The following is an 18,501-nucleotide window of genomic DNA, read 5'->3' as shown; positions in this document are numbered from 1 at the left end:
CACGCCTCGACGCGACGTGAACCGGCGACGGCTCAGCGGGTTTCCTTGATGTCGTAGGTGTGCTGGATATGGAAGAACCCGCGAGGGGTCTGTTGCGTACCCAGTTGCTGGTAATACGGATACCAATACTTGGCCATGATCCACAGGTATTCCGGGCACGCCGCTCGGGATTCCAGCCCTGGCGTAACATCGAATTGCGCGGTGTTGTAGACCGCTTCGAGCATCGTCGCGCCGGGCATGCCGATGCCTTCATGGATCGGGTTTGGCGTGCGATCGGCGCCCCAGGCGTAGGCGAGCCAGCGCAGAATATGCTCCAGGCTATCGACCGGCGAGCGTGAATGCTGGAAGCGATTGATCGACTCGCGAATGGTCTGTTGCGGCACCGGCAGCGCAATCACGCAGACGTTTTCCCAGTGCGAGGCATCGGCAAAATGGCTCAAGGGCTGTTCCACCACGCCGTTGCGTTTGGTCGCGAACGCAGCCTGTTCCGGCTGGAACAGCGGCACGTGGATCGCGGTGGTCTTGGCTGCCGATCGCGGTGCCACGTCGATAAATGCTGACTCGGACCAATACGAAGGCAGCAGGTCATTGCGCAAGTGCGATTGGGCCACCCGAAGACGGAAAGCGAGGATGTCGATGGCGCCGAACAGCGCGATGAACGACCACTCTTTCGGGTTCAGGTCGAGCTTCTGAATCGCCCGCAACACCCAGGCGTCATTGCCTTCCTGCTTGGTGCGTTTCAACGGTACGAAATCCGGGTTTTTATCCTTTGCCGAAGAATTGCGCGCGTGCGCCATGGCAGATCTCCTGTCGGATCGATTCAATAAAAGCGTAAGAGGTAGTTAGCGGTGGACTTGGGTTGCTTGAGTCGACTGTCGTTGCTGACCCCGAAAAAGGTCACTTTCATGTCCAGGCCAAAACCTGATCGGGTGAACTGCAACACGGCAATCTGATTGCCGTTGCACTGGAAATAGTTGTCCTGGGTGGTGCGGGACACGACGAAGCTATTGCGACTGCCAAACTTGTTCGTCAGGTCCTTTTCTTCCGGCGCTTCGGGGTAACCGGGCCAGTCCTTGCCGCGCAGGGTGTCGAGGGTGATTTTTGAAAGGGAGCCACGGGGAATCATGGTCGATGGCGAGCAGATCACCTCGTACAACATTGGCGTCGGTTGCGAACCGTGGCGGGCCGCGCACACACGACTCCAGTGCACATCGCCGGTCAGGAACGCCACCGGAATACCCTGGCTGGCCAGTCGCTCAAGCTGCACCTCGATCAGTTCAAATTGCTGATAATTGGCCAGGTCGGCATCGACGTATTTTTTGCTGAAGTCCCCCGGCGGCTTGGTAAACAGCGGCTGGCCTGCCGACAACACACCGACTTTGGGTGCGTTGTTCTGCTTGGCCAGAATCAGGTCATCGGCCCATTTTTGCAGGGCCATCGCGGCATCGTCGGGCATCAGGCGATTGAAGGTGTCGTCGCGCCGGGTCCGGGTGTCGAGCAGCAAAATGATCAGCGGATCGACCTCGATGCGCTGGAAACCGGGAATCTCCTGCGGCGTCTTCGCGGGGCCGCCCAACTGGAAACCGGCGTACAAATCCATCGCCGTGTCAGACCAGTCCTGCTTGTCGACAAAGGCCAGCGGCGGCAGTTGAAACTGGTCGAGCGGATAGTTGTTCCAGAACTCGTGATCATCCGGGATGCAAGCGGTCGGCGCGGTCCGGAGCACCGATTGCAAGCCGCCAGTGCCCAGGGTGTCGGAGCACCAGTTCTTGTAATACTTCTGGCCGATCAGCTTTTGCACGCCTTCCAGGCTGAAACGCCAGGACGGAATCACCGGCACGTCCAGGTAAACCTGATCGCCGACCATCAGGCTCAGGTGCGGCTTGTAGCCGGAGGGCAGGTGCGCGACAGCGCTCTCCAGCGCCTTGTCATCGCCATTGGGCTGGTAGTAACAGGACGTCAGCAGCACATTCAACGGCGCGCCGTTGGCCGGCACCGCATCAGGTTGGGACACAAACGCGAGGCTGTATTCGACACCGTTGGCAACGATGCGCAAACAGTGATTGATGCCGGCGCCCAACCGGGCAAAGGTGAACACGCCCTGGTGGTTCAGCGGTTTTTTCGCCGCATTCGTTACGCCATCGTCAATTGGATAAAGCTTTTCCCCGGGCGCGGGGTTGGCCGGGGCCTGTGAGGCCGGCGTCGCCCCCAGAAAAAACGTCGGCACCTGCGGGTTCTCGATGCCGAACAAACCGACCCAAAGCCGCACGGTGCTTCGTTGCGAGGGAAGGCTGATCAACGGGCGAGCGACCAGAATCATCGACTGTCTCCTTTACCTGCCTGGGTTTCCATACAAAGTCAGGGCCGGACACTGCTTGAAGTCGGGCGGGTGTGTTCATCAACTTTAGAACAGAGTGGGCGAGTTATCGGGGCAATTTATGGAAACGCACAAATCTTCCTGCTTCCTCCTAAGCGATATCGGCATCGTCTCATCCCTTTTAGCTGTCACATTTACGTCATAAAGATGTGCGATTTTGCCCTGCCTGAAATATCAGGTAACACGAGTGGCAGAGCGGATGCTCTGTTGAAAATATGGAAATGGATGCTAAGGAAGTGTGATGTCGATGTCTTGTCAGATTATGGATAAATCTGAAAGCGGTGGATGCGGGTGCAAGATTCCTTCCAGCGTTTTAACAAAAATACTTTCGCAAACGGCTGCGGCCAATACGGTATCTGATGACAGAGTTGTGTTGGGTTTCGAGTCTTCTGATGATTGCGCTGTCTATGACAACGGCAATAACTATCTGCTCTTCACCACAGATTATTTCTCCCCTATCGTCAATGACCCCTATATTTTTGGCCAATTGGCTGCAAGTAATGCCGTCAGCGATATTTTTGCGTCCGGTGGTTATCCGCTGATCGCCAATTCGATCATGGCCTTCGACCCGGAAGTTGTTTCGGTCGAGCAGGTAACACAGATGATTTTGGGCGCGCAGTCGGTTATGAACAAATTTGGCGTCAGCATCGTGGGCGGTCATACGATCAAGAACAGCCAGCCTTTATATGGTTTTTCGATAATCGGTGAAGTTGAAAAGCATCGGCTCAAGAAAAACAACACGGCGCAATCTGGCGATTTACTGGTCATGACGCGACCACTGGGCGTTGGCATTCTGGCGAATGCACTGAAGGCTGGAGTCCTGGAACAATCTGATCTGGCCCCCCATACGTTGGCCAGGATTACAGGTGACAACGCCTTTGGTCGTACTTTGAGCGAATGTCAGGACGTCAGCAGCCTGACCGACATTACCGGTTTCGGCTTGATCGGCCATATCAGCGAAATGGTCGGGTTGGGCCAGTTGGACGTTTCGCTGGACATGAATGCCCTGGCCTTTTATGACGGCGCCGAAGCACTCGCTGTCGCGGTCACTTCCGCTGACAGTGGCATCTTTGCCAACATCAAAAAGTATGCTCAAAACATTGCGTACCTTGCCGAGCTTTCACTTGCCAGAAAGTTTTTGTTGCATGACCCGCAAACCAACGGTGGATTGCTGTTCACCGTCAGTGCAGCCGGTTTTGCGGCCAACCAGCAAGCTTGGCGCAGTATCTGCCCCGACTTGTCGGTGATTGGGCAAATCACTGAAGGGACAGGCAAGATCAAGGTCTGCTAATGGTCGCCATGACGGTCTATCCGATGATGATCGGAGTTGGCGTGATGGCCGGTTTCATGTCGGGTTTGTTCGGTATTGGTGGCGGGATCATTGTGACCCCTCTGTTGGTGCTTGTTTACCCGATGCTCGGCGGTCAGAAACTGCCGATTGAAGTTGTGACCGGCCTCTCTTCGGCACAGGGATTTTTCTCCTCAATGGTGTCGTTCGCGCTGCACCGTGTGAGGTTTAGGCCCGATTGGCGAGTGATCCGAAGTTTCGCCGTGCCGATGGCCATCGCTAACTTCTTCGCTTCGATCCATGCCGATGCCTTCAGTGAAAACTTCATCCTGTTCGTTTTTGGCCTGTTGGGACTTATGTCGTTGATGGTGACGTACCTGTTCCGCAGGCCGGTGGCTTTACTGTGCAATCATCAGGTCGTGTCGTTACCGCTGACAGGTTTGATTCTGGGCGTGTTGTGTGGCTTGGTCGGTCAGGGTGGCGGGTTCATTTACCTGCCTGTCCTGATCAGCCTTTTTGGCCTGCAGATCAAACAAGCCATTTCGACCTCCGCAGTGATCGGCATCATCGGAGCCAGTGGTGCATTACTCGGGAGGGTGGGCTCGCAAATGGATTTCCTCGACTACACCGCAGAATTGGTGGTGGGGATATTGCTGGGGGGCTATCTGGGAGCAGCACTGTCGCACCGCCTGGATTCACGACACCTCAAACGGGCACTCAACGTGTTCGTTCTGTTGTGTTCGGTCCAACTCATGGCGCGTTTAATTTTCTAGCAAAGACTGACTGCTCGCTTGGTGCGAGCAGCATCCTGAATGACATAAAACAGAAAACTGGAAGTGTTTGATATGGATATTGCTGTGGATGCTATTTATGCAGATGTGTGTGGTTCGGCGCCGGTTTCAAAGAGTGTAAGCGACATGCTTCAAATGTTGTTTTCGACAAAACAATGCGCCAACCCCAATGCCAATCACGCCCTCGGTGTTCATTTGCTGGAGCGTGTGGAGCGGGCGCGCGGGACGATTGCCAGTCTCTTGAGCGTCGACGCCGACTGCCTGATATTCAACAGTGGATCCAGTGAAGGTTGCGCGCAGGTATTTCATGATTTTTTCGAACGCTATAAACATGACCAGCCGCTGGTACTCCACTCTGTGATCGAGCATTCCTGTACGTTGCAGAACATCAAGCGCTACTGCCTGGAGGGTCTGCAAGCCTTGGAAATCGGGCATCACGCAGATGGATTGCTCGATACCGAACAATTGAAGCAGTTGCTGGAAACCCATGAGGGTCGTCCGATACTGGTTTGCGTCATGGCGGTGCATAACGAAACCGGGGTGATTCAGCCCATCGAGCCGATCGCCGATCTGGTAAAGACCTACGGTGGATTGTTCTTTTCGGACATGACCCAGGCGATTGGCAAAATCGCAGTAGATCTGCATGCCAGCGGCGTCGATTTTGCTGTTGCATCCGGACATAAATTCGGCGCATTGCCTGGTGCCGGGTTTCTGTACGCGAGGAACCGTTACGGTTTGTCGCCTCTGATCGCCGGCGGTGGTCAGGAAGGTGGGCTGCGCGGTGGCACCCAGAACTACCCAGGTATCCTGTCGATAGAAACGGCACTTTTGGAGAAACAGACCAAGTTTTCATTCGGTAATGCCTTGGCTCAGCAGGCCCGAGCGGCGTTCGAGTGTCGGCTGCAAGCGTTGCTTGGGGACGTCGTCGTGATCGGTCAGCATGCCTCACGCATACCGTGTGTCAGCTTCGTCGCACTACCAGGGGTCAATACCAAAAAGTTGCAATGGGCGTTGAACAACCGGGGGATCTACATCACTACCGGGTCGGCGTGTTCCGACAAAAAGAACAGTGTTTCCCATACTGTCACTCAACTGGGATACCCCGAGCGAATGGCCAGTAGCACGTTGCGCATTTCCATTGACGAAGAGCATTGCCAATTTGCCTACGAACGGATTATCGAAGGTTTCGCACAAGCGCTAAGCCTGACCTGCGCGGATCATCCACAGCAATCGATGGCACAACTGTGATGAAAGTGGTCACATCAGGTTCGGCCTATCTGGATATTGACGCGTACGCCTGCGCGATTGCCTATGCCGAATTACTCAATCTTCAAGGCGTCGCGGCGCGCGCGGTCAGTAGCGCGGCGCCCAATGCCAGTGTCTCGAAAACCGTCCTCGACTGGCCGGTTACCCTGGACGACTACCTGCCCGTGGCCGGCGATGAATTCGTGCTGGTGGACGTCTCTGACTATGATCATTTTGATCCGCTGGTGGTGCTCGATCAGGTAGTGGAAGTGATCGATCACCATCCAGGTTTCGAGCATTACTGGACGCAGAAACTGGGCCGCGCCGCTGACATTCGGCGGATTGGCGCTGCGGCGACGCAGGTGTTTGAGCGTTGGGAAGCGGCAGGGTTATTGCCGCAAATCAGCGAGCAAAGCGCAGCCCTGCTGGCGACGGCGATCCTCGACAACACGATGAACTTCACCGGGCGACAGGTCACTGAGGCGGATATCCGGGCGTATGAGACGCTGATGCGGTACGCCAAACTGCCCGAAGACTGGCCTGAACTGTATTTCCTCGAATGCCAGTCGATGATCGAATCTGATCTTGCCGCAGCGTTGGCGGCGGACATGAAACGGATGAAACCGGAAACAGGTCTGCCTCAGGCGTTTGCGCAGATGACGGTGTGGAATGCCAAGGCATTGATTCAGCTGCATCGTCAAACGATCTCTGAATGGCTGGCGGTACAAGGGGATGACTGGCTGCTGAATGTCATCAGTATTAGCGAGCGCAGGAGTTATTTTCTGGCGGGACCTATTATCAGTCAGCAGAAGTTAAGCGATTTGCTGCAGGTCTGTTGTCAGTCCGGGATGCTTGTCTTTGAACGGGCTATCTTGCGCAAAGAATTGGTTGCGATGGGATTGGCTGCTTCGATCAGAGCGTAACTAAATCAGTGCGCCGAAAAGATCGCAGCCTTCGCCAGCTCCTACAGGAATCAGGTACATCCGATGTTTCGTGTTGTATGCAATTTCTGTAGGAGCTGGCGGAGCCTGCGATCTTTTGATCTTTCGGTTCATTTTTCCTGACCGCTCTGGCCGCCATCATCGAAAAATCTTGTAGCTAAAGACTTTTCCTACGAGGGGGAAAGCGAGGCTACATCGCCTTGTGCCTTTGCCTACAACTAAGCCAGAATCCGCCGGCTTTTGCGCCTTGTATCGGGTCTTTATCATCTCCGGGTCGCTGAATGTTCAGCGATCGGGTTTAGCGACCCGTCTAGAAAGCGCGCAAAAGCACCAAACCCGATTGCATTCTTTTTATGTGCAATTTGAGTTATGGCGGCTGTGCGCGGGAGATCTTCGGGTCTACCGGGTGCCTTCTACCGGTTCGCTAACCTGCGTTCAGCCGCCACCTTAACTTGTTTAGCGACAAGCCAAGATGGCTCCACTTAGGAGGAGCTTCACCATGTTCAAAGACACCCCCAACCCCCCGCGCAAACCCAGTCCATTCTTCTTCGTTTCCCCCGACATCAACACCGAATCGTTGCTGGCCCATGCCTGTGAATCATTAGCCTCGGCCAACGTCATGGCCAGTGATCTGGCGGGATTCCTCGAAGGCCCGCACCGCAACACACTGCTTGGCATTGCTCAGATCATCATGTTGGGCGAGCTGACAGTGAACCGGGCGCTGGATAATCTTGACCCGCCAGGACAGGCAGACTAGGTCCATTGTGGGAGCGAGCTTGCTCGCGATGACGGTAGAACATTCAACATTTGTGTTGCCTGATTCACCGCTTTCGCGAGCAGGCTCGCTCCCACAGGTTTTGCGTATGCCTTAAAAACAACGGCGTCACTCAATCAGCCGTGGCGGTTAAATCGGCTGCGTTGCCTCTTCTGCAGCAATGGCAGCCTGGACGCTCGGGCGTGCTTCGATCCGGTCCATGAACGAGGCCAATACCGGCCAGTCCTTGATGTCGATCTTGAAGAACGGCAACCATTTGAGGACGGTGAACAGATAGCCGTCGGCCAGGCCGAAGGTGCCCATCAGGTAGTCACGTTTGGCCAGCGCCTCGCTCAGGTATTCAAAGCGCTGGAACAGCTTTTTCCGGAAAACAGTCTTGGTGGCTTCCGGGAAATCGGTGTTGAACAGTGGAGCGCAACCGCTGTGAATCTCTGACGAAATGAAGTTCAGCCATTCTTGCAGGCGAACCCGCTCCCAACTGCCATTGGCCGGTGCCAGTATGTTGCCCGGCACCAGATCGGCCAGGTACTGGATGATCACCGGCCCTTCGGTCAGCACGTCACCGTTGTCCAGTACCAGGGCGGCCACGTAGCCCTTGGGATTGATGTCGAGGAAGTTGCGCCCGTCAGCGGTTTGCTTGGTCTTGTTGTTGATACGGATCAACTCGAAGGCAAGACCCAATTCGCGCAGCACGATGTGCGGGGACAACGAGCAAGTCATGGGGGCGAAGTACAGCTTCATGTTTATTTCCTTATAAAGGGGGAGTGGCTTAACGGGCGTGTCGCGTTCCAGAGTCGTGGAATACGCCTGTGAACACTGCTCTGGACATCTTGGTTGGATGCCAGGCGACGCTAGGATCCGCGATAGCTGAAACATTTCGCAATGGACTTCTTGGCTGCTACCTTATGACAAAATCTCATGAGTATCATCAAGACGTATGGCCACCAGAATTCCGTCCCTCAATGGGTTGAGAGCTTTCGAGTGTGCAGCCCGGCATATGAGTTTTACCAAAGCGGCAGAAGAGTTGAACGTCACTCAAACTGCGATCAGCCATCAGATTCGACGACTCGAAGATGAACTGGGTATCCGACTGTTCTTGAGACTAAAGGACGGCTTGGCATTGACCAGTGAGGGGCACTCTTACTTGCCCGGCATTCGTTCTGCCTTTCAGGAAATACGCTATTCAACAGAAAGGTTGATGGACACCTGCAACAACAGCGTGTTGACCATCAGCACTCTGGTTTCATTGGCCTCTAAATGGCTGTTGCCCCGGTTGGCGTCATTCCAGGAAGCGTTTCCCACTATTGATGTGCGTGTCACGGCTTCCACCGAACTGGTCGACTTTCGCAAGGGTGGAATCGACGCCGCGATCCGTTACGGTTTTGGTGAGTGGAAGGGGTTGCGCGCCGACTGGCTGATGTCCGATGAAGTTTTTCCAGTGTGCAGTCCCAAGTTGTTGACCGGTCCAAACGCCTTGAAAAGTCCGGCTGACCTGGCCAATCAGACACTGTTGCAAGTCAGCGGGATGACCAGTAACGACTGGAATATCTGGTTGAGTGCCGCCGGACAACCAAAAAAACTCGCCGAAGACACGCGACTGACATTTGACCTGGCGATGATGGCGGTACAAGCGGCCATCGACGGTTTGGGCGTTTGCATTGGACGCTCAACTTACGTTGATGATGATCTGCAGGCCGGTCGATTGGTTGCACCGTTTGATCTGAGGTTAAAGTCCGACCTCGGCTTTTATCTCGTGACCCCGATTGAGTTAGCCAACTCGAAAAAAGTCGTGGCCTTTAGAACCTGGTTGATTGATTTGGTGAAGAGCTCGGACACCCCCAAAATCAATGAAATTCTAAGTTGATTTCCCGACAGCCAAAACGACCACAGTCTGTATCTTCAAACGCTGCATGGAGCGTGTCCGCCACGAGCATTGAGCTGGTTCGGTTGCACGATCGTAATCCCCCGCGGTCGTAATCTTCACAGGGCGGCGCGTAACAGCGCCGCCGCAATTTGTGGAGATCCAATGAGCCAGGACGTCCTGACCACCGAAACCAATCGTCGGCAGTTGCAGCAGATCATCGCCGGTTTGTCCGATGGGGTGATTTTGCTTGAGCTTGACCAGACCATTCTCTGGGCCAATGACGCCGCGCTGGCCATGCACGGGGTCAGCCAGATTGGCGATTTGGGCGCCAATGCCGAGGAGTACGCCCAGCGCTTCGCCTTGCGCTATCGCAACAATCACCCGGTGCCGGCGGACAATTACCCGATCAACCGGATCGCCCGGGGCGAGATTTTCAGTGATGTGCTGGTGGAAGTGATGCCGGCCGACGACGAAGAACGCATGCGGGTCCATAGCGTACGCAGCATGGGGCTTGCTAACGGCGCCGGTGAGCCGGAATCCCTGGTGCTGATCATGAGCGACGTCACCGAATGGGCCAGCGCCGAGCAGCGTTTCGAGAAAACCTTCAACGCCAACCCGGCCCCGGCGGTGATCTGCCGTCTCAGCGATTTGCGCTACATCAAGGTCAATCAGGGCTTCCAGGAAATGACCGGTTATAGCCGTGACCAGGTGATTGGCGTGTCGATCTATGAGCTGGACATCCTGGAAGGCGCGGAAAAGAAAGACCTGGCGATCGAGCGCCTGCGCCAGCATTCGACCATTCCGCAGATGCAGGCCGAGCTGAAATTGCCGGATGGCAGCACTAAGCAGGTAATCGTGGCTGGGCAGCCTCTGGAGCTCAACGAAGAAGACTGCATGCTGTTTTCGTTCGTCGACATGGAGCCGCGTTACAAGGTCGAACTCGCCCTGCGCCAGAGCGAGGAACGTTTCGCCAAGGCCTTTCGCCTGACGCCGGTGCCGACGCTGGTGTGCAGCGCCGAGAATCAGCTGGTGATCGACGTCAACGAAGCCTTCCTCGATACCCTGGGCTACCCCAGCGAGGAAGTCCTCGGCAAGACCGTGACCGAGGTCGATTTTATTGATGACAAAAGTACCCGCACGCGACTGTTCGCCGCGCTGGAGAAGGCCGGCAGCCTGGATCGTGTTGATGTGCAGGTGCGCAAGAAGGGCGCCGAACTGATCGAGTGCACCGTGTCCGCCGACACTGTGAATATCCAGGACAGCCCCTGCTACCTGCTGGTGTTTATGGACATCACCGAACGCAAACGCACCGAGCTGGAGCTGGTGTCGGCAATTGAAGAGGTGATGAAAGACGCCTCCTGGTTCAGTCGCACCCTGATCGAAAAACTCGCCAACGTGAAGAGCGTCAACTCGCCGAAGTTGCCCAGCGTGTCGTTCACCGACCTCACGGCCAGGGAGCGCGACGTGCTCGGGCTGATCTGCGAAGGCCTGGCCGACAAGGAAATCGCCGCGCGGTTGAAACTGGCACCGAACACCGTGCGCAATCACGTTTCCACGGTGTATTCGAAGCTGGATGTGCACAGTCGCAGCGAGGCGATTGTCTGGGCGCGGGAGCGTGGTTTGTTCTCCAGCGAGTGGCGACCAAAGGGCCAGCGATAAGGTGCAAATGCACTAGTGGGGAGGGTGCAAATGGATGTTCTGAAGGGGGGCGACAGTTCTTAGTCTGTCAGGGTGCGAAAGGCGTCTTCGGAGCGCTATCGCGTCCCCTTCGAAACAGCTAGAGGAACAGCCAGATGGCTTATCAAAAATTCAATAAAGTGTTCGATCAAGCAGTGTTGGTCGGGTGAATCGGATGATTTATCTAGCGCAGTTGCGTGCTCAACTGGAGCGCAGTTTTTCGCCGCTGGCTTGTGAATGCACGCTCACGGGCGACAACTCCTTGACCGTGAAGCTCTATCACCCGGCGTCTGGCCAGGTGGATCTGGTGGTCAGCGGGTTGAGTGTGGCGAACCTCAGGACCCCGGATGCAGTGGTCGCATTAATCGAAGAGCTGCGGTATGAGCTTGAGAGCAATGGCTTGCATCGCCCCGAAACTTCGTAAGTCATACCCCTGTGGGAGCGAGCTTGCTCGCGATGAGGCCATCACATTCAACATCATTGTTGACTGATACACCGTCATCGCGAGCAAGCCCGCTCCCACAGTAGATTGATGGTGTTCTCGCCATTTGTGATCGATACATCCCCCTCGTTTCATGGTGTTTACTGGCATTGGCCGATAGCTAGGCTATAAGAAATGCGTGGTACTTATTTTTCTGTGACCGGTCCGCGGCTGCGCGGTGTTTTTTTGTGTCGCGGAAATACGTCGATTACCCACCGCAGGTCTGCCTATGAACAGTCTTGGGAAACGCGTTTTTACGCCACTGTCGCTCGCATTTTGCGCGTTGATACTCAGTGGTTGTGCCAGTCCACCACCTCCGCCCCCCGTGACACCACCGCCACCGCCTGAACGTACCTGTGAAACCCTGAATAATACCGATGTGATGGGCGACGCTCGCCAGGACGAGCAGGTGACTCGAACTACCACGACCACCCGCTGCGTGACTCAATAATCAAGCGGACACTGAATAACCTGTGGCGAGGGAGCAAGCTCCCTCGCCACACAGGCCTTACACCTCTTCAATCCTGACCCAGCGCGACTCGTCGGCAGCCAGACGTATCGCGGTCGCCAATCGCTCGACTTCCCACGCCTGCTCGAAATCTGTCCCGCCCTGGCTGAACCCGGCCAACGCCATCACCAGATCGTGCACTTCCAGTGTCTTGAGTTCGTTGTAGCCGAGCTGATGCCCGGCCGCCGGGCTGAACGCCGCGTAGCCCGGCAAGTTCGGCCCCGCCAGCAAACGCTGGAAGCCATCCTGACCGGCACGAAACAGGCGTAATTCATTCAAGCGTTCCTGATCGAAGGCGAGGGTGCCTTTGGTGCCGCTGATCTCGAAACTCAGGTGATTCTTGTAGCCGTGTTTGAGCCAACTGCTGCTGAACGTGCCCCGGGCGCCATTGGCAAACCGCAGCAGCGCATGCACCTGATCGTCCACCGCGATGCTGCGTTGTTCCCGGCTGCCGGCAGCGGCGGGGCGCTGCCGGTGCACAGTCTGGGTGTCGGCGCACACCGCTTCGACATCGCCCATCAGATAGCGCGCCATCGCCAGCAAATGACTGCCCAGGTCCGCCAGCGCACCACCGGCATGCGCGGCGTCGCAACGCCAGGACCAGGGCGAGGCGGCATCGGCCATGAAATCTTCGCTGAACTCACCCTGGAAACTGATGAGGTCGCCCAACTCGCCGTTCTGAATCAGTTCCCGCGCCAGACCAATCATCGGGTTGTGCTGATAGTTGTAACCAACCCGCGTCACCACACCCGCCGCTTTGGCCGCCAGGCGCATGGCGTTGGCCTGTTCGAGGCTCACCGCCAAAGGCTTTTCGCAATACACCGGTTTACCAGCGGCGAGGGCGGCCATGGCCATGGGGTAGTGCAGATGATTGGGCGTGGTGATGGCGATCAGGTTGACCTTCGGGTCGTCGATCAGTAGTTGCCAGTCGCTGTGGGCGCCGTCGAAACCCCAGGCCTCGGCACACTGCCGCGCGCGCTGTGGATCGGCATCGGCCAGGGCGGCGAGTTTGAGCTTCAAGGGCAGCTCGAAGACCGCACTGACGTTACGAAACGCCAGGGCGTGGGCACGGCCCATGAAACCTGTGCCGATGAGTCCGATACCAAGTTCGCGCATAGCCGGGGTCCTTTTGGATTTTTGTTTTCAGGAAGGCTATTTATGGAATAAATATTCGTTATTTGCAAATGTTGGAATTAAATTTCTTTGCGTTGAGCGGGTCTGTGAGACCGAGTTGCCTGCTTCGCGAGCAAGCCCGCTCCCACATTGGATCTGCGCGGATGCGATATTTGCAGCCAGCCCTAATCCCCTGTGGGAGCGGGCTTGCTCGCGAAGGGGCCCTCAAACTCAACAAAAAAGGCAGCCCTGAGGCTGCCTTCATGTACCCGGCGAATCAAATCAGGACAAAAACCCACCATCCACATTCAACGAAACCCCAGTCGTATAGCTCGACGCATCACTCGCCAGATACAACACTGCGCCCGCCATCTCACTCGGATCCGCCACGCGCTTCAGCGGAATCTGCTGCAGTGCGGTCTTCAGAATCGCATCGTTCTTCACCAGCGCCGACGCAAACTTGGTGTCGGTCAGGCCCGGCAGCAGGGCGTTGCAGCGGATGCCGAATTGCGCGCATTCCTTGGCGAAGACTTTGGTCATGTTGATCACCGCCGCCTTGGTCACCGAATAGATGCCCTGGAAGATCCCAGGCGAAATGCCGTTGATCGACGCCACGTTGATGATGCTGCCGCCACCGTTGTCGCGCATCAGCTTGCCGGCTTCCACCGACATGAAGAAGTAGCCGCGGATGTTCACGTCGACGGTTTTCTGGAAGGCGCTGAGGTCGGTGTCCAGCACGTTGCAGAATTGCGGGTTGGTCGCGGCGTTGTTGACCAGAATGTCCAGGCGCCCGAACTGTTCGCGGATGGCAGCGAAGACTTGGGTGATCTGTTCCATCTCACCGATGTGGCAGGCGATGGCAGTGGCTTTGCCGCCGGCGGCAATGATCGCGTCGGCCACGTGTTGGCAGCCGTCGAGTTTGCGGCTCGACACGATCACATGGGCGCCTTGCTGGGCCAGCAGTTTGGCGATGGCTTCTCCGATGCCACGGCTGGCGCCGGAGACGAAAGCGATCTTGCCGTCGAGGTCGAACAACTGAGTCTTGGACATGGGATTCTCTTATAAAAAGTCTTATTAGACAGCCTGGATCAGAGACTGGATTTCGAAATGACCTGCAAGCTCATCTGCTCCAGCAGTTTGTTCATGTGAATGAACTGCGCGAAGCGTTTGTCCTGGGTCTGACCATGGAAGAAACGGTAGTAAATCTGCTGCACGATACCGGCCAGGCGGAACAGGCCGTAGGTGTAGTAGAAGTCGAAATTGTCGATCTGGATGCCTGAGCGTTCGGCGTAGTAATCGACGAATTCGCGGCGGGTCAGCATGCCTGGCGCATGGCTTGGCTGGCGGCGCATCAGTTGCACCGGTGCCGGGTCGCCGGCCTCGATCCAGTAGGCGAGGGTGTTGCCCAAATCCATCAGCGGGTCGCCGAGGGTGGTCAGTTCCCAGTCGAGCACGCCGATGATCTCCATCGGGTTGTTCGGGTCGAGGATCACGTTGTCGAAGCGGTAATCGTTGTGGACGATGCTCGACGTTGGGTGATCGGCCGGCATCTTGTCGTTGAGCCAGGCCTTGACCGCTTCCCACTGTGGCGCGTCGGGGGTCAGGGCTTTCTCGTAGCGTTCGCTCCAGCCTTTGATCTGCCGTGCAACGTAGCCTTCGGGTTTGCCGAGATCGGCCAGTCCACAGGCCTTGTAGTCGACCCGGTGCAACTCGACGAACTTGTCGATAAAGCTTTTGCACAGCGCTTCGGTCTTGGCCGAATCCAGGCCCAGTTCCGGCGGCAGTTCCGAGCGCAGGATGATGCCGCTGACCCGTTCCATCACATAGAACTCGGCGCCGATCACCGATTCGTCGGTGCAGTGCACGTAGGCCTTGGGGCAGTACGGGAAGCCGTCCTTGAGCTGGTTGAGAATGCGGAACTCGCGGCCCATGTCGTGGGCGGACTTGGCCTTGTGGCCGAACGGCGGACGTCGCAGGACGAATTCCTGTTCGGGGTATTCCAGCAAGTAGGTCAGGTTCGACGCGCCGCCAGGAAACTGGCTGATCACAGGTTCGCCACTCAAGCCCGGAATATGCGCCTTGAGGTACGGATCGATCAGGCTGGCATCGAGTTCTTCGCCGGAGCGGATACGGGTGGACTGGTCAGTAAGCGCCATGCTTATCCCTTCTGCTTATTTTGGAGGCCAGACATCATTGGCTAATCTAATGGTGAGACGGGCGTGCCACAAGCGCGGCTCGGTCTTATAGGTTAGCGTGTTGCTGGATAATCAGCGTTCCTGATGCGAGAACCGGCGCGGCGGTCTATGGTTCTGGGGATGCAGTGTTTCCAGGAAGGAGCTTAGAAATGGGCTGTCCGCAAGTCTGTGCCACCGCCACCCTGCAATGCAGTTTCGGCGCGGCACCCGCCGTGCTCAACGTGTTGCCGGTGAACCGAACCCTGACCGGCGGCATGCCGGCCGCCAACATCATGGACCACATTCCGTTGGTCAACGTCATGCCTTTCGGCGTGTGCATGAGCATGGCCAACCCGATGGTCGCGGCCGCCACCGCAGCGGCCCTCGGCGTGTTGACCCCGATGCCCTGCATCCCGGCCACCACCTCGCCATGGCTCCCCGGCGCGCCAACCGTGCTGCTGGGCAACATGCCGGCGCTGGACGCCAACAGCATCCTGATGTGCAACTGGGCAGGCGTGATCAAAATCGCCATGCCGGGGCAGATGCAGATGCTCATTCCCTGAGGATTTTTGTTGTCTTTGCTGGCCTCTTCGCGGGCAAGCCTCGCTCCTACAGGGTTATGTGTCGATTGCGGGCAATACAAAACCTGTAGGAGCGAGGCTTGCCCGCGAAGAGGCCCTCACTACCAACACAAAATTCAAACCTGCTCGGGATCCGTCCACCGCCGAACCCACCAACGCACCCGGGAAATCGGCTTGCCCTCGGCATCCAGCGGTCGCCCATCGTTGGCAAAACCCCGCTCCGGCTCCACCAATTGCCCATTCAAATACCGCGCATCCACCGCCGGTTTACCGTTGGGATGAAAACGCTGATAACGCCCCTCACGCACACCGTCGCGATAAAACTCGGCCTCGGCCAATTGCCCGTCCGGGAAGTAATTATTCGCCTCACCATGCAACAAACCCCGGCGGTAACTGGCCTTGCGCTGCAACCAACCCTCAGGCGCATAGAAACTGGCGACGCCTTGCAATTTGTCCCGCACAAAGGGCAAATGCGCCGAGACCTTGCCGTTGGGGTGATACAGCAAGCTGGTGCCCTGCAATTCCCCCTGGCTGTAATTCAGATCCGCCTGGGGCCGCCCGGCTTCCTTGATATGCAACGGGCCTTCCAGGCGCTCATCGACCAGACGCCCGTCCATGTGACTGTCACCACGGTCCAGGTCCACTTTGTTGGATGACATCGTCGTAAACCTCCTCAGTTGACCTTCACCAACCCGCCCTTGATGGTCAGCATGCCGCCGCCGTCCACGGTCTGCTCGGCGCCGCCCTTGTTCATCAGGCTGACCCCGGCGTCATTGGTCAGCGTGGTGCCGGCCTTATTGGTCAGCGAAGTGCCGGCGGTATTGCTCAAGGATGTGCCGGCCTTTTGCGTGACTGACGTGCTGGCCTCCGCCGCCAAATCGGCGCCACTCTTAATGCTGAAGCTGCCGCCACTTTGCAGGGTCAGCGTGCCGGATACCTTGATCGTCAGATTGCCGTCCACCGTCAGGCTGTAATTGCCGGTGACCTTGTGCTCATAGTTGCCACCCGTGCTGTGGGTCTGATCAGCGCCGACAGTCACCGTGCGGCTGTCCTTCACATCGAGCGTGTCGCTGCCGGTCTGGATCGTCACGCTGCGTTTGCCTTTCTCCAGCGTCACCGTCTCATCACCGTCCTTCACCGTACGCGTGCGCGCGTTTTGCACGGTCAGGGTTTCGTCGTGGCCGACCGTGGCGGTGGTGTCGTTGAGCACGTTGATCTTGAAATCCTTCTGCGCCTGCAAGAACACCTCTTCGGCATCCTTCTTGTCCTCGAAACGCAATTCGTTGAACCCGCCACCGCCCTTGGACGACTGGGTCTTGATCCCGGACTGGGTCTGATTCGCCGGCAGCGCGTAGGGCAGGGCGTTGTCGCCGTTGTAGACGCAACCGGTCACCAGCGGCCGATCGGGGTCGCCATCGATAAAGGTCACGATCACTTCCTGGCCGATGCGCGGGATGAACTGCATGCCGAAACCCTTGCCGCTCCAGGGCAACACGACCCGCACCCAGCAGGAACTGGTTTCGTCATTCTTGCCGTCGCGATCCCAAGGAAACTGCAACTTGATCCGGCCGTATTCATCGGTCCAGATCTCTTCGCCGGACTTGCCGACGACGATCGCGGTTTGCGTATGCATCCGTGGTTTTGGCGTGGTCCGCGCCGGACGAAACCGCGTGGCTTTGGGGATCGCTTCAAAGCGATTTCGATAGTTTTCGTGACTGGCTTCGTGGGTGACCGCCGTTACCACCCAATCGATATTCAGGCTCGCATCATCGTGCCCCGCGAGGGTGAACCAATGCCCCGGCACCAGCCAGCGACAGTCGCTTTCACCGATAAAACGTTTCTCCTGACTGCGCAACCCATCGACTCGCTGCTTGGTCAACGCGTCGCCCCGCGCCTTGGCGTTATAGCCGCCCGGATGCTCGTACATAGACAGCGGCCCGGCGACGGCTTCGGCCTGGCCGTAGAGCGACGTGGTCGGCGTGGTGAACTCGTAATCCGTCGCGCGATACACCCCGGCGACCGCTTGCATGCAGACCTGGCCGGAGCGAATGCCATGCAACTCGCGCTCGCCCAACTGCTGGCCGAGATAGGTGACGGTCGGCCCGTTGGGGATCTGCGGGAAGGCGTCGTTACTGTCCCCGAGCACCAAGGTGTGCTTGCCGTCGTCGTGGGTGAAAAACCAGAAAACTCCTTCTTCTTCCAGCAACCGCGAGACGAAGGCGAAATCGGTTTCGCCGTACTGCACGCAGTATTCGCGCGGGGTGTAGCTGCCGGTCAGGGACAGCTTGAAATCGGTAAAGCCGTGAGCCTTGAAAATCGTGGTGACGATGTCCGAAGTGCTGAGGTTCTGGAACACGCGGTTGTTGCTGGCGAGGGTCAACCACCACAGCCATGGGCGTAGCACCAGTTGATAGCGCTCGGCGGTGGCGTCGGCGGGCAGTTGGCGGATTTCGGCGACCAGCGCGTCAAAGGGGCGGAGCAGGGCGTCGTTGTGCAGGGTGGTGGTGACGTGGGTGGCGACGGCGGTGGTCAGGCTGAGGGAGGCGCCGTCGTTGAGGCCGTTAAGGATTTGTGAACCGAGTGAGTTGAGGGCTTCCTCGCCAGACAATGATTCAGGGTAAAGCGCCGACAGTGAAGTGGCGGTGAGGGAAAGGCTGGTGTTGCTGTCGGTGGCGCGGGACATTAA

At 57.3% G+C, this 18,501-nt stretch carries 17 protein-coding genes; 9 read left to right on the top strand and 8 right to left on the bottom strand.

Annotated elements, in window-relative coordinates; all coding sequences use genetic code 11:
- Nucleotides 1–32 precede the first annotated feature (32 nt).
- Together ACIOYV_RS07160 and ACIOYV_RS07155 are read right to left on the bottom strand one after the other, a co-directional pair.
- Nucleotides 33–797, bottom strand: coding sequence for a hypothetical protein (locus ACIOYV_RS07160; RefSeq protein ID WP_401322224.1), 765 nt, complete (start codon nucleotides 795–797; stop codon nucleotides 33–35).
- Nucleotides 798–820: 23 nt separating this feature from the next.
- Nucleotides 821–2,320, bottom strand: coding sequence for a hypothetical protein (locus ACIOYV_RS07155; RefSeq protein WP_401322222.1), 1,500 nt, complete (start codon nucleotides 2,318–2,320; stop codon nucleotides 821–823).
- A 298-nt stretch (nucleotides 2,321–2,618) separates the two neighbouring features.
- On the opposite strand from ACIOYV_RS07155, the gene selD reads away from it, so the two are divergent.
- The 5 genes from selD to ACIOYV_RS07130 all read left to right on the top strand — a co-directional run bounded on the left by selD (nucleotide 2,619) and on the right by ACIOYV_RS07130 (nucleotide 7,399).
- A complete protein-coding gene (gene selD, locus ACIOYV_RS07150; RefSeq protein WP_290027361.1) occupies nucleotides 2,619–3,668 on the top strand; it encodes a selenide, water dikinase SelD in 1,050 nt (349 codons plus the stop codon).
- A complete protein-coding gene (locus tag ACIOYV_RS07145; protein WP_163909711.1) occupies nucleotides 3,668–4,438 on the top strand; it encodes a sulfite exporter TauE/SafE family protein in 771 nt (256 codons plus the stop codon). Before selD ends, ACIOYV_RS07145 begins: the two co-directional genes overlap by 1 nt.
- Before the next feature lie 72 nt (nucleotides 4,439–4,510).
- Nucleotides 4,511–5,704, top strand: a complete 1,194-nt coding sequence (locus tag ACIOYV_RS07140; RefSeq protein ID WP_401322219.1) for a cysteine desulfurase family protein — start codon at nucleotides 4,511–4,513, stop codon at nucleotides 5,702–5,704.
- Nucleotides 5,704–6,624 (top strand): bifunctional oligoribonuclease/PAP phosphatase NrnA, encoded by a 921-nt coding sequence (locus tag ACIOYV_RS07135; RefSeq protein WP_401322217.1) that lies wholly within the window; start codon nucleotides 5,704–5,706, stop codon nucleotides 6,622–6,624. Before ACIOYV_RS07140 ends, ACIOYV_RS07135 begins: the two co-directional genes overlap by 1 nt.
- 517 nt (nucleotides 6,625–7,141) lie before the next feature.
- Nucleotides 7,142–7,399 (top strand): DUF6124 family protein, encoded by a 258-nt coding sequence (locus ACIOYV_RS07130; RefSeq protein ID WP_401322214.1) that lies wholly within the window; start codon nucleotides 7,142–7,144, stop codon nucleotides 7,397–7,399.
- Between the two features lie 147 nt (nucleotides 7,400–7,546).
- Here the strand turns inward: ACIOYV_RS07130 and gstA are convergent, their stop codons facing one another.
- A complete protein-coding gene (gene gstA, locus ACIOYV_RS07125) occupies nucleotides 7,547–8,158 on the bottom strand; it encodes a glutathione transferase GstA (protein ID WP_401322213.1) in 612 nt (203 codons plus the stop codon).
- Between the two features lie 196 nt (nucleotides 8,159–8,354).
- Here gstA and ACIOYV_RS07120 point away from each other — a divergent pair, with 196 nt between their 5' ends.
- The 3 genes from ACIOYV_RS07120 to ACIOYV_RS07110 all read left to right on the top strand — a co-directional run bounded on the left by ACIOYV_RS07120 (nucleotide 8,355) and on the right by ACIOYV_RS07110 (nucleotide 11,382).
- Nucleotides 8,355–9,281 carry a transcriptional regulator GcvA gene (locus ACIOYV_RS07120; RefSeq protein WP_401322212.1) on the top strand — a complete coding sequence of 309 codons (927 nt, stop codon included), beginning with the start codon at nucleotides 8,355–8,357 and terminating at the stop codon, nucleotides 9,279–9,281.
- A 162-nt stretch (nucleotides 9,282–9,443) separates the two neighbouring features.
- A complete protein-coding gene (locus ACIOYV_RS07115) occupies nucleotides 9,444–10,940 on the top strand; it encodes a helix-turn-helix transcriptional regulator (RefSeq protein ID WP_163909717.1) in 1,497 nt (498 codons plus the stop codon).
- A 193-nt stretch (nucleotides 10,941–11,133) separates the two neighbouring features.
- Nucleotides 11,134–11,382 carry a DUF1652 domain-containing protein gene (locus ACIOYV_RS07110; RefSeq protein ID WP_163909718.1) on the top strand — a complete coding sequence of 83 codons (249 nt, stop codon included), beginning with the start codon at nucleotides 11,134–11,136 and terminating at the stop codon, nucleotides 11,380–11,382.
- 565 nt (nucleotides 11,383–11,947) lie between these two features.
- On the opposite strand, the gene ACIOYV_RS07105 is transcribed toward ACIOYV_RS07110, so the two are convergent.
- The 3 genes from ACIOYV_RS07105 to ACIOYV_RS07095 form a co-directional block, all read right to left on the bottom strand.
- Nucleotides 11,948–13,063, bottom strand: coding sequence for a Gfo/Idh/MocA family protein (locus ACIOYV_RS07105; RefSeq protein WP_401322208.1), 1,116 nt, complete (start codon nucleotides 13,061–13,063; stop codon nucleotides 11,948–11,950).
- A gap of 279 nt (nucleotides 13,064–13,342) precedes the next feature.
- Nucleotides 13,343–14,110 carry an SDR family oxidoreductase gene (locus tag ACIOYV_RS07100; protein ID WP_054047414.1) on the bottom strand — a complete coding sequence of 256 codons (768 nt, stop codon included), beginning with the start codon at nucleotides 14,108–14,110 and terminating at the stop codon, nucleotides 13,343–13,345.
- A 38-nt stretch (nucleotides 14,111–14,148) separates the two neighbouring features.
- A complete protein-coding gene (locus ACIOYV_RS07095) occupies nucleotides 14,149–15,216 on the bottom strand; it encodes a phosphotransferase family protein (protein WP_401322205.1) in 1,068 nt (355 codons plus the stop codon).
- A gap of 188 nt (nucleotides 15,217–15,404) precedes the next feature.
- Here ACIOYV_RS07095 and ACIOYV_RS07090 point away from each other — a divergent pair, with 188 nt between their 5' ends.
- Nucleotides 15,405–15,797, top strand: a complete 393-nt coding sequence (locus ACIOYV_RS07090) for a DUF4280 domain-containing protein (protein WP_401322202.1) — start codon at nucleotides 15,405–15,407, stop codon at nucleotides 15,795–15,797.
- 134 nt (nucleotides 15,798–15,931) lie between these two features.
- On the opposite strand, the gene ACIOYV_RS07085 is transcribed toward ACIOYV_RS07090, so the two are convergent.
- Together ACIOYV_RS07085 and tssI are read right to left on the bottom strand one after the other, a co-directional pair.
- Entirely contained in the window at nucleotides 15,932–16,474 is a 543-nt protein-coding gene (locus ACIOYV_RS07085) for a toxin-antitoxin system YwqK family antitoxin (RefSeq protein WP_401322199.1), read from the bottom strand.
- Nucleotides 16,475–16,488: 14 nt separating this feature from the next.
- The gene (tssI, locus tag ACIOYV_RS07080) at nucleotides 16,489–18,498 is read right to left on the bottom strand and encodes a type VI secretion system tip protein TssI/VgrG (RefSeq protein ID WP_401322196.1); all 2,010 of its coding nucleotides are present in this window, start codon (nucleotides 18,496–18,498) and stop codon (nucleotides 16,489–16,491) included.
- Nucleotides 18,499–18,501 lie beyond the last annotated feature (3 nt).

The sequence above is a fragment of the Pseudomonas sp. NPDC087342 genome (assembly GCF_044744265.1).
Classification (GTDB): Bacteria; Pseudomonadota; Gammaproteobacteria; order Pseudomonadales; family Pseudomonadaceae; genus Aquipseudomonas; species Aquipseudomonas nunensis.
Note: the sequence above shows the minus strand (reverse complement) of the source record. Positions and strands in the feature narration are given on the sequence as shown.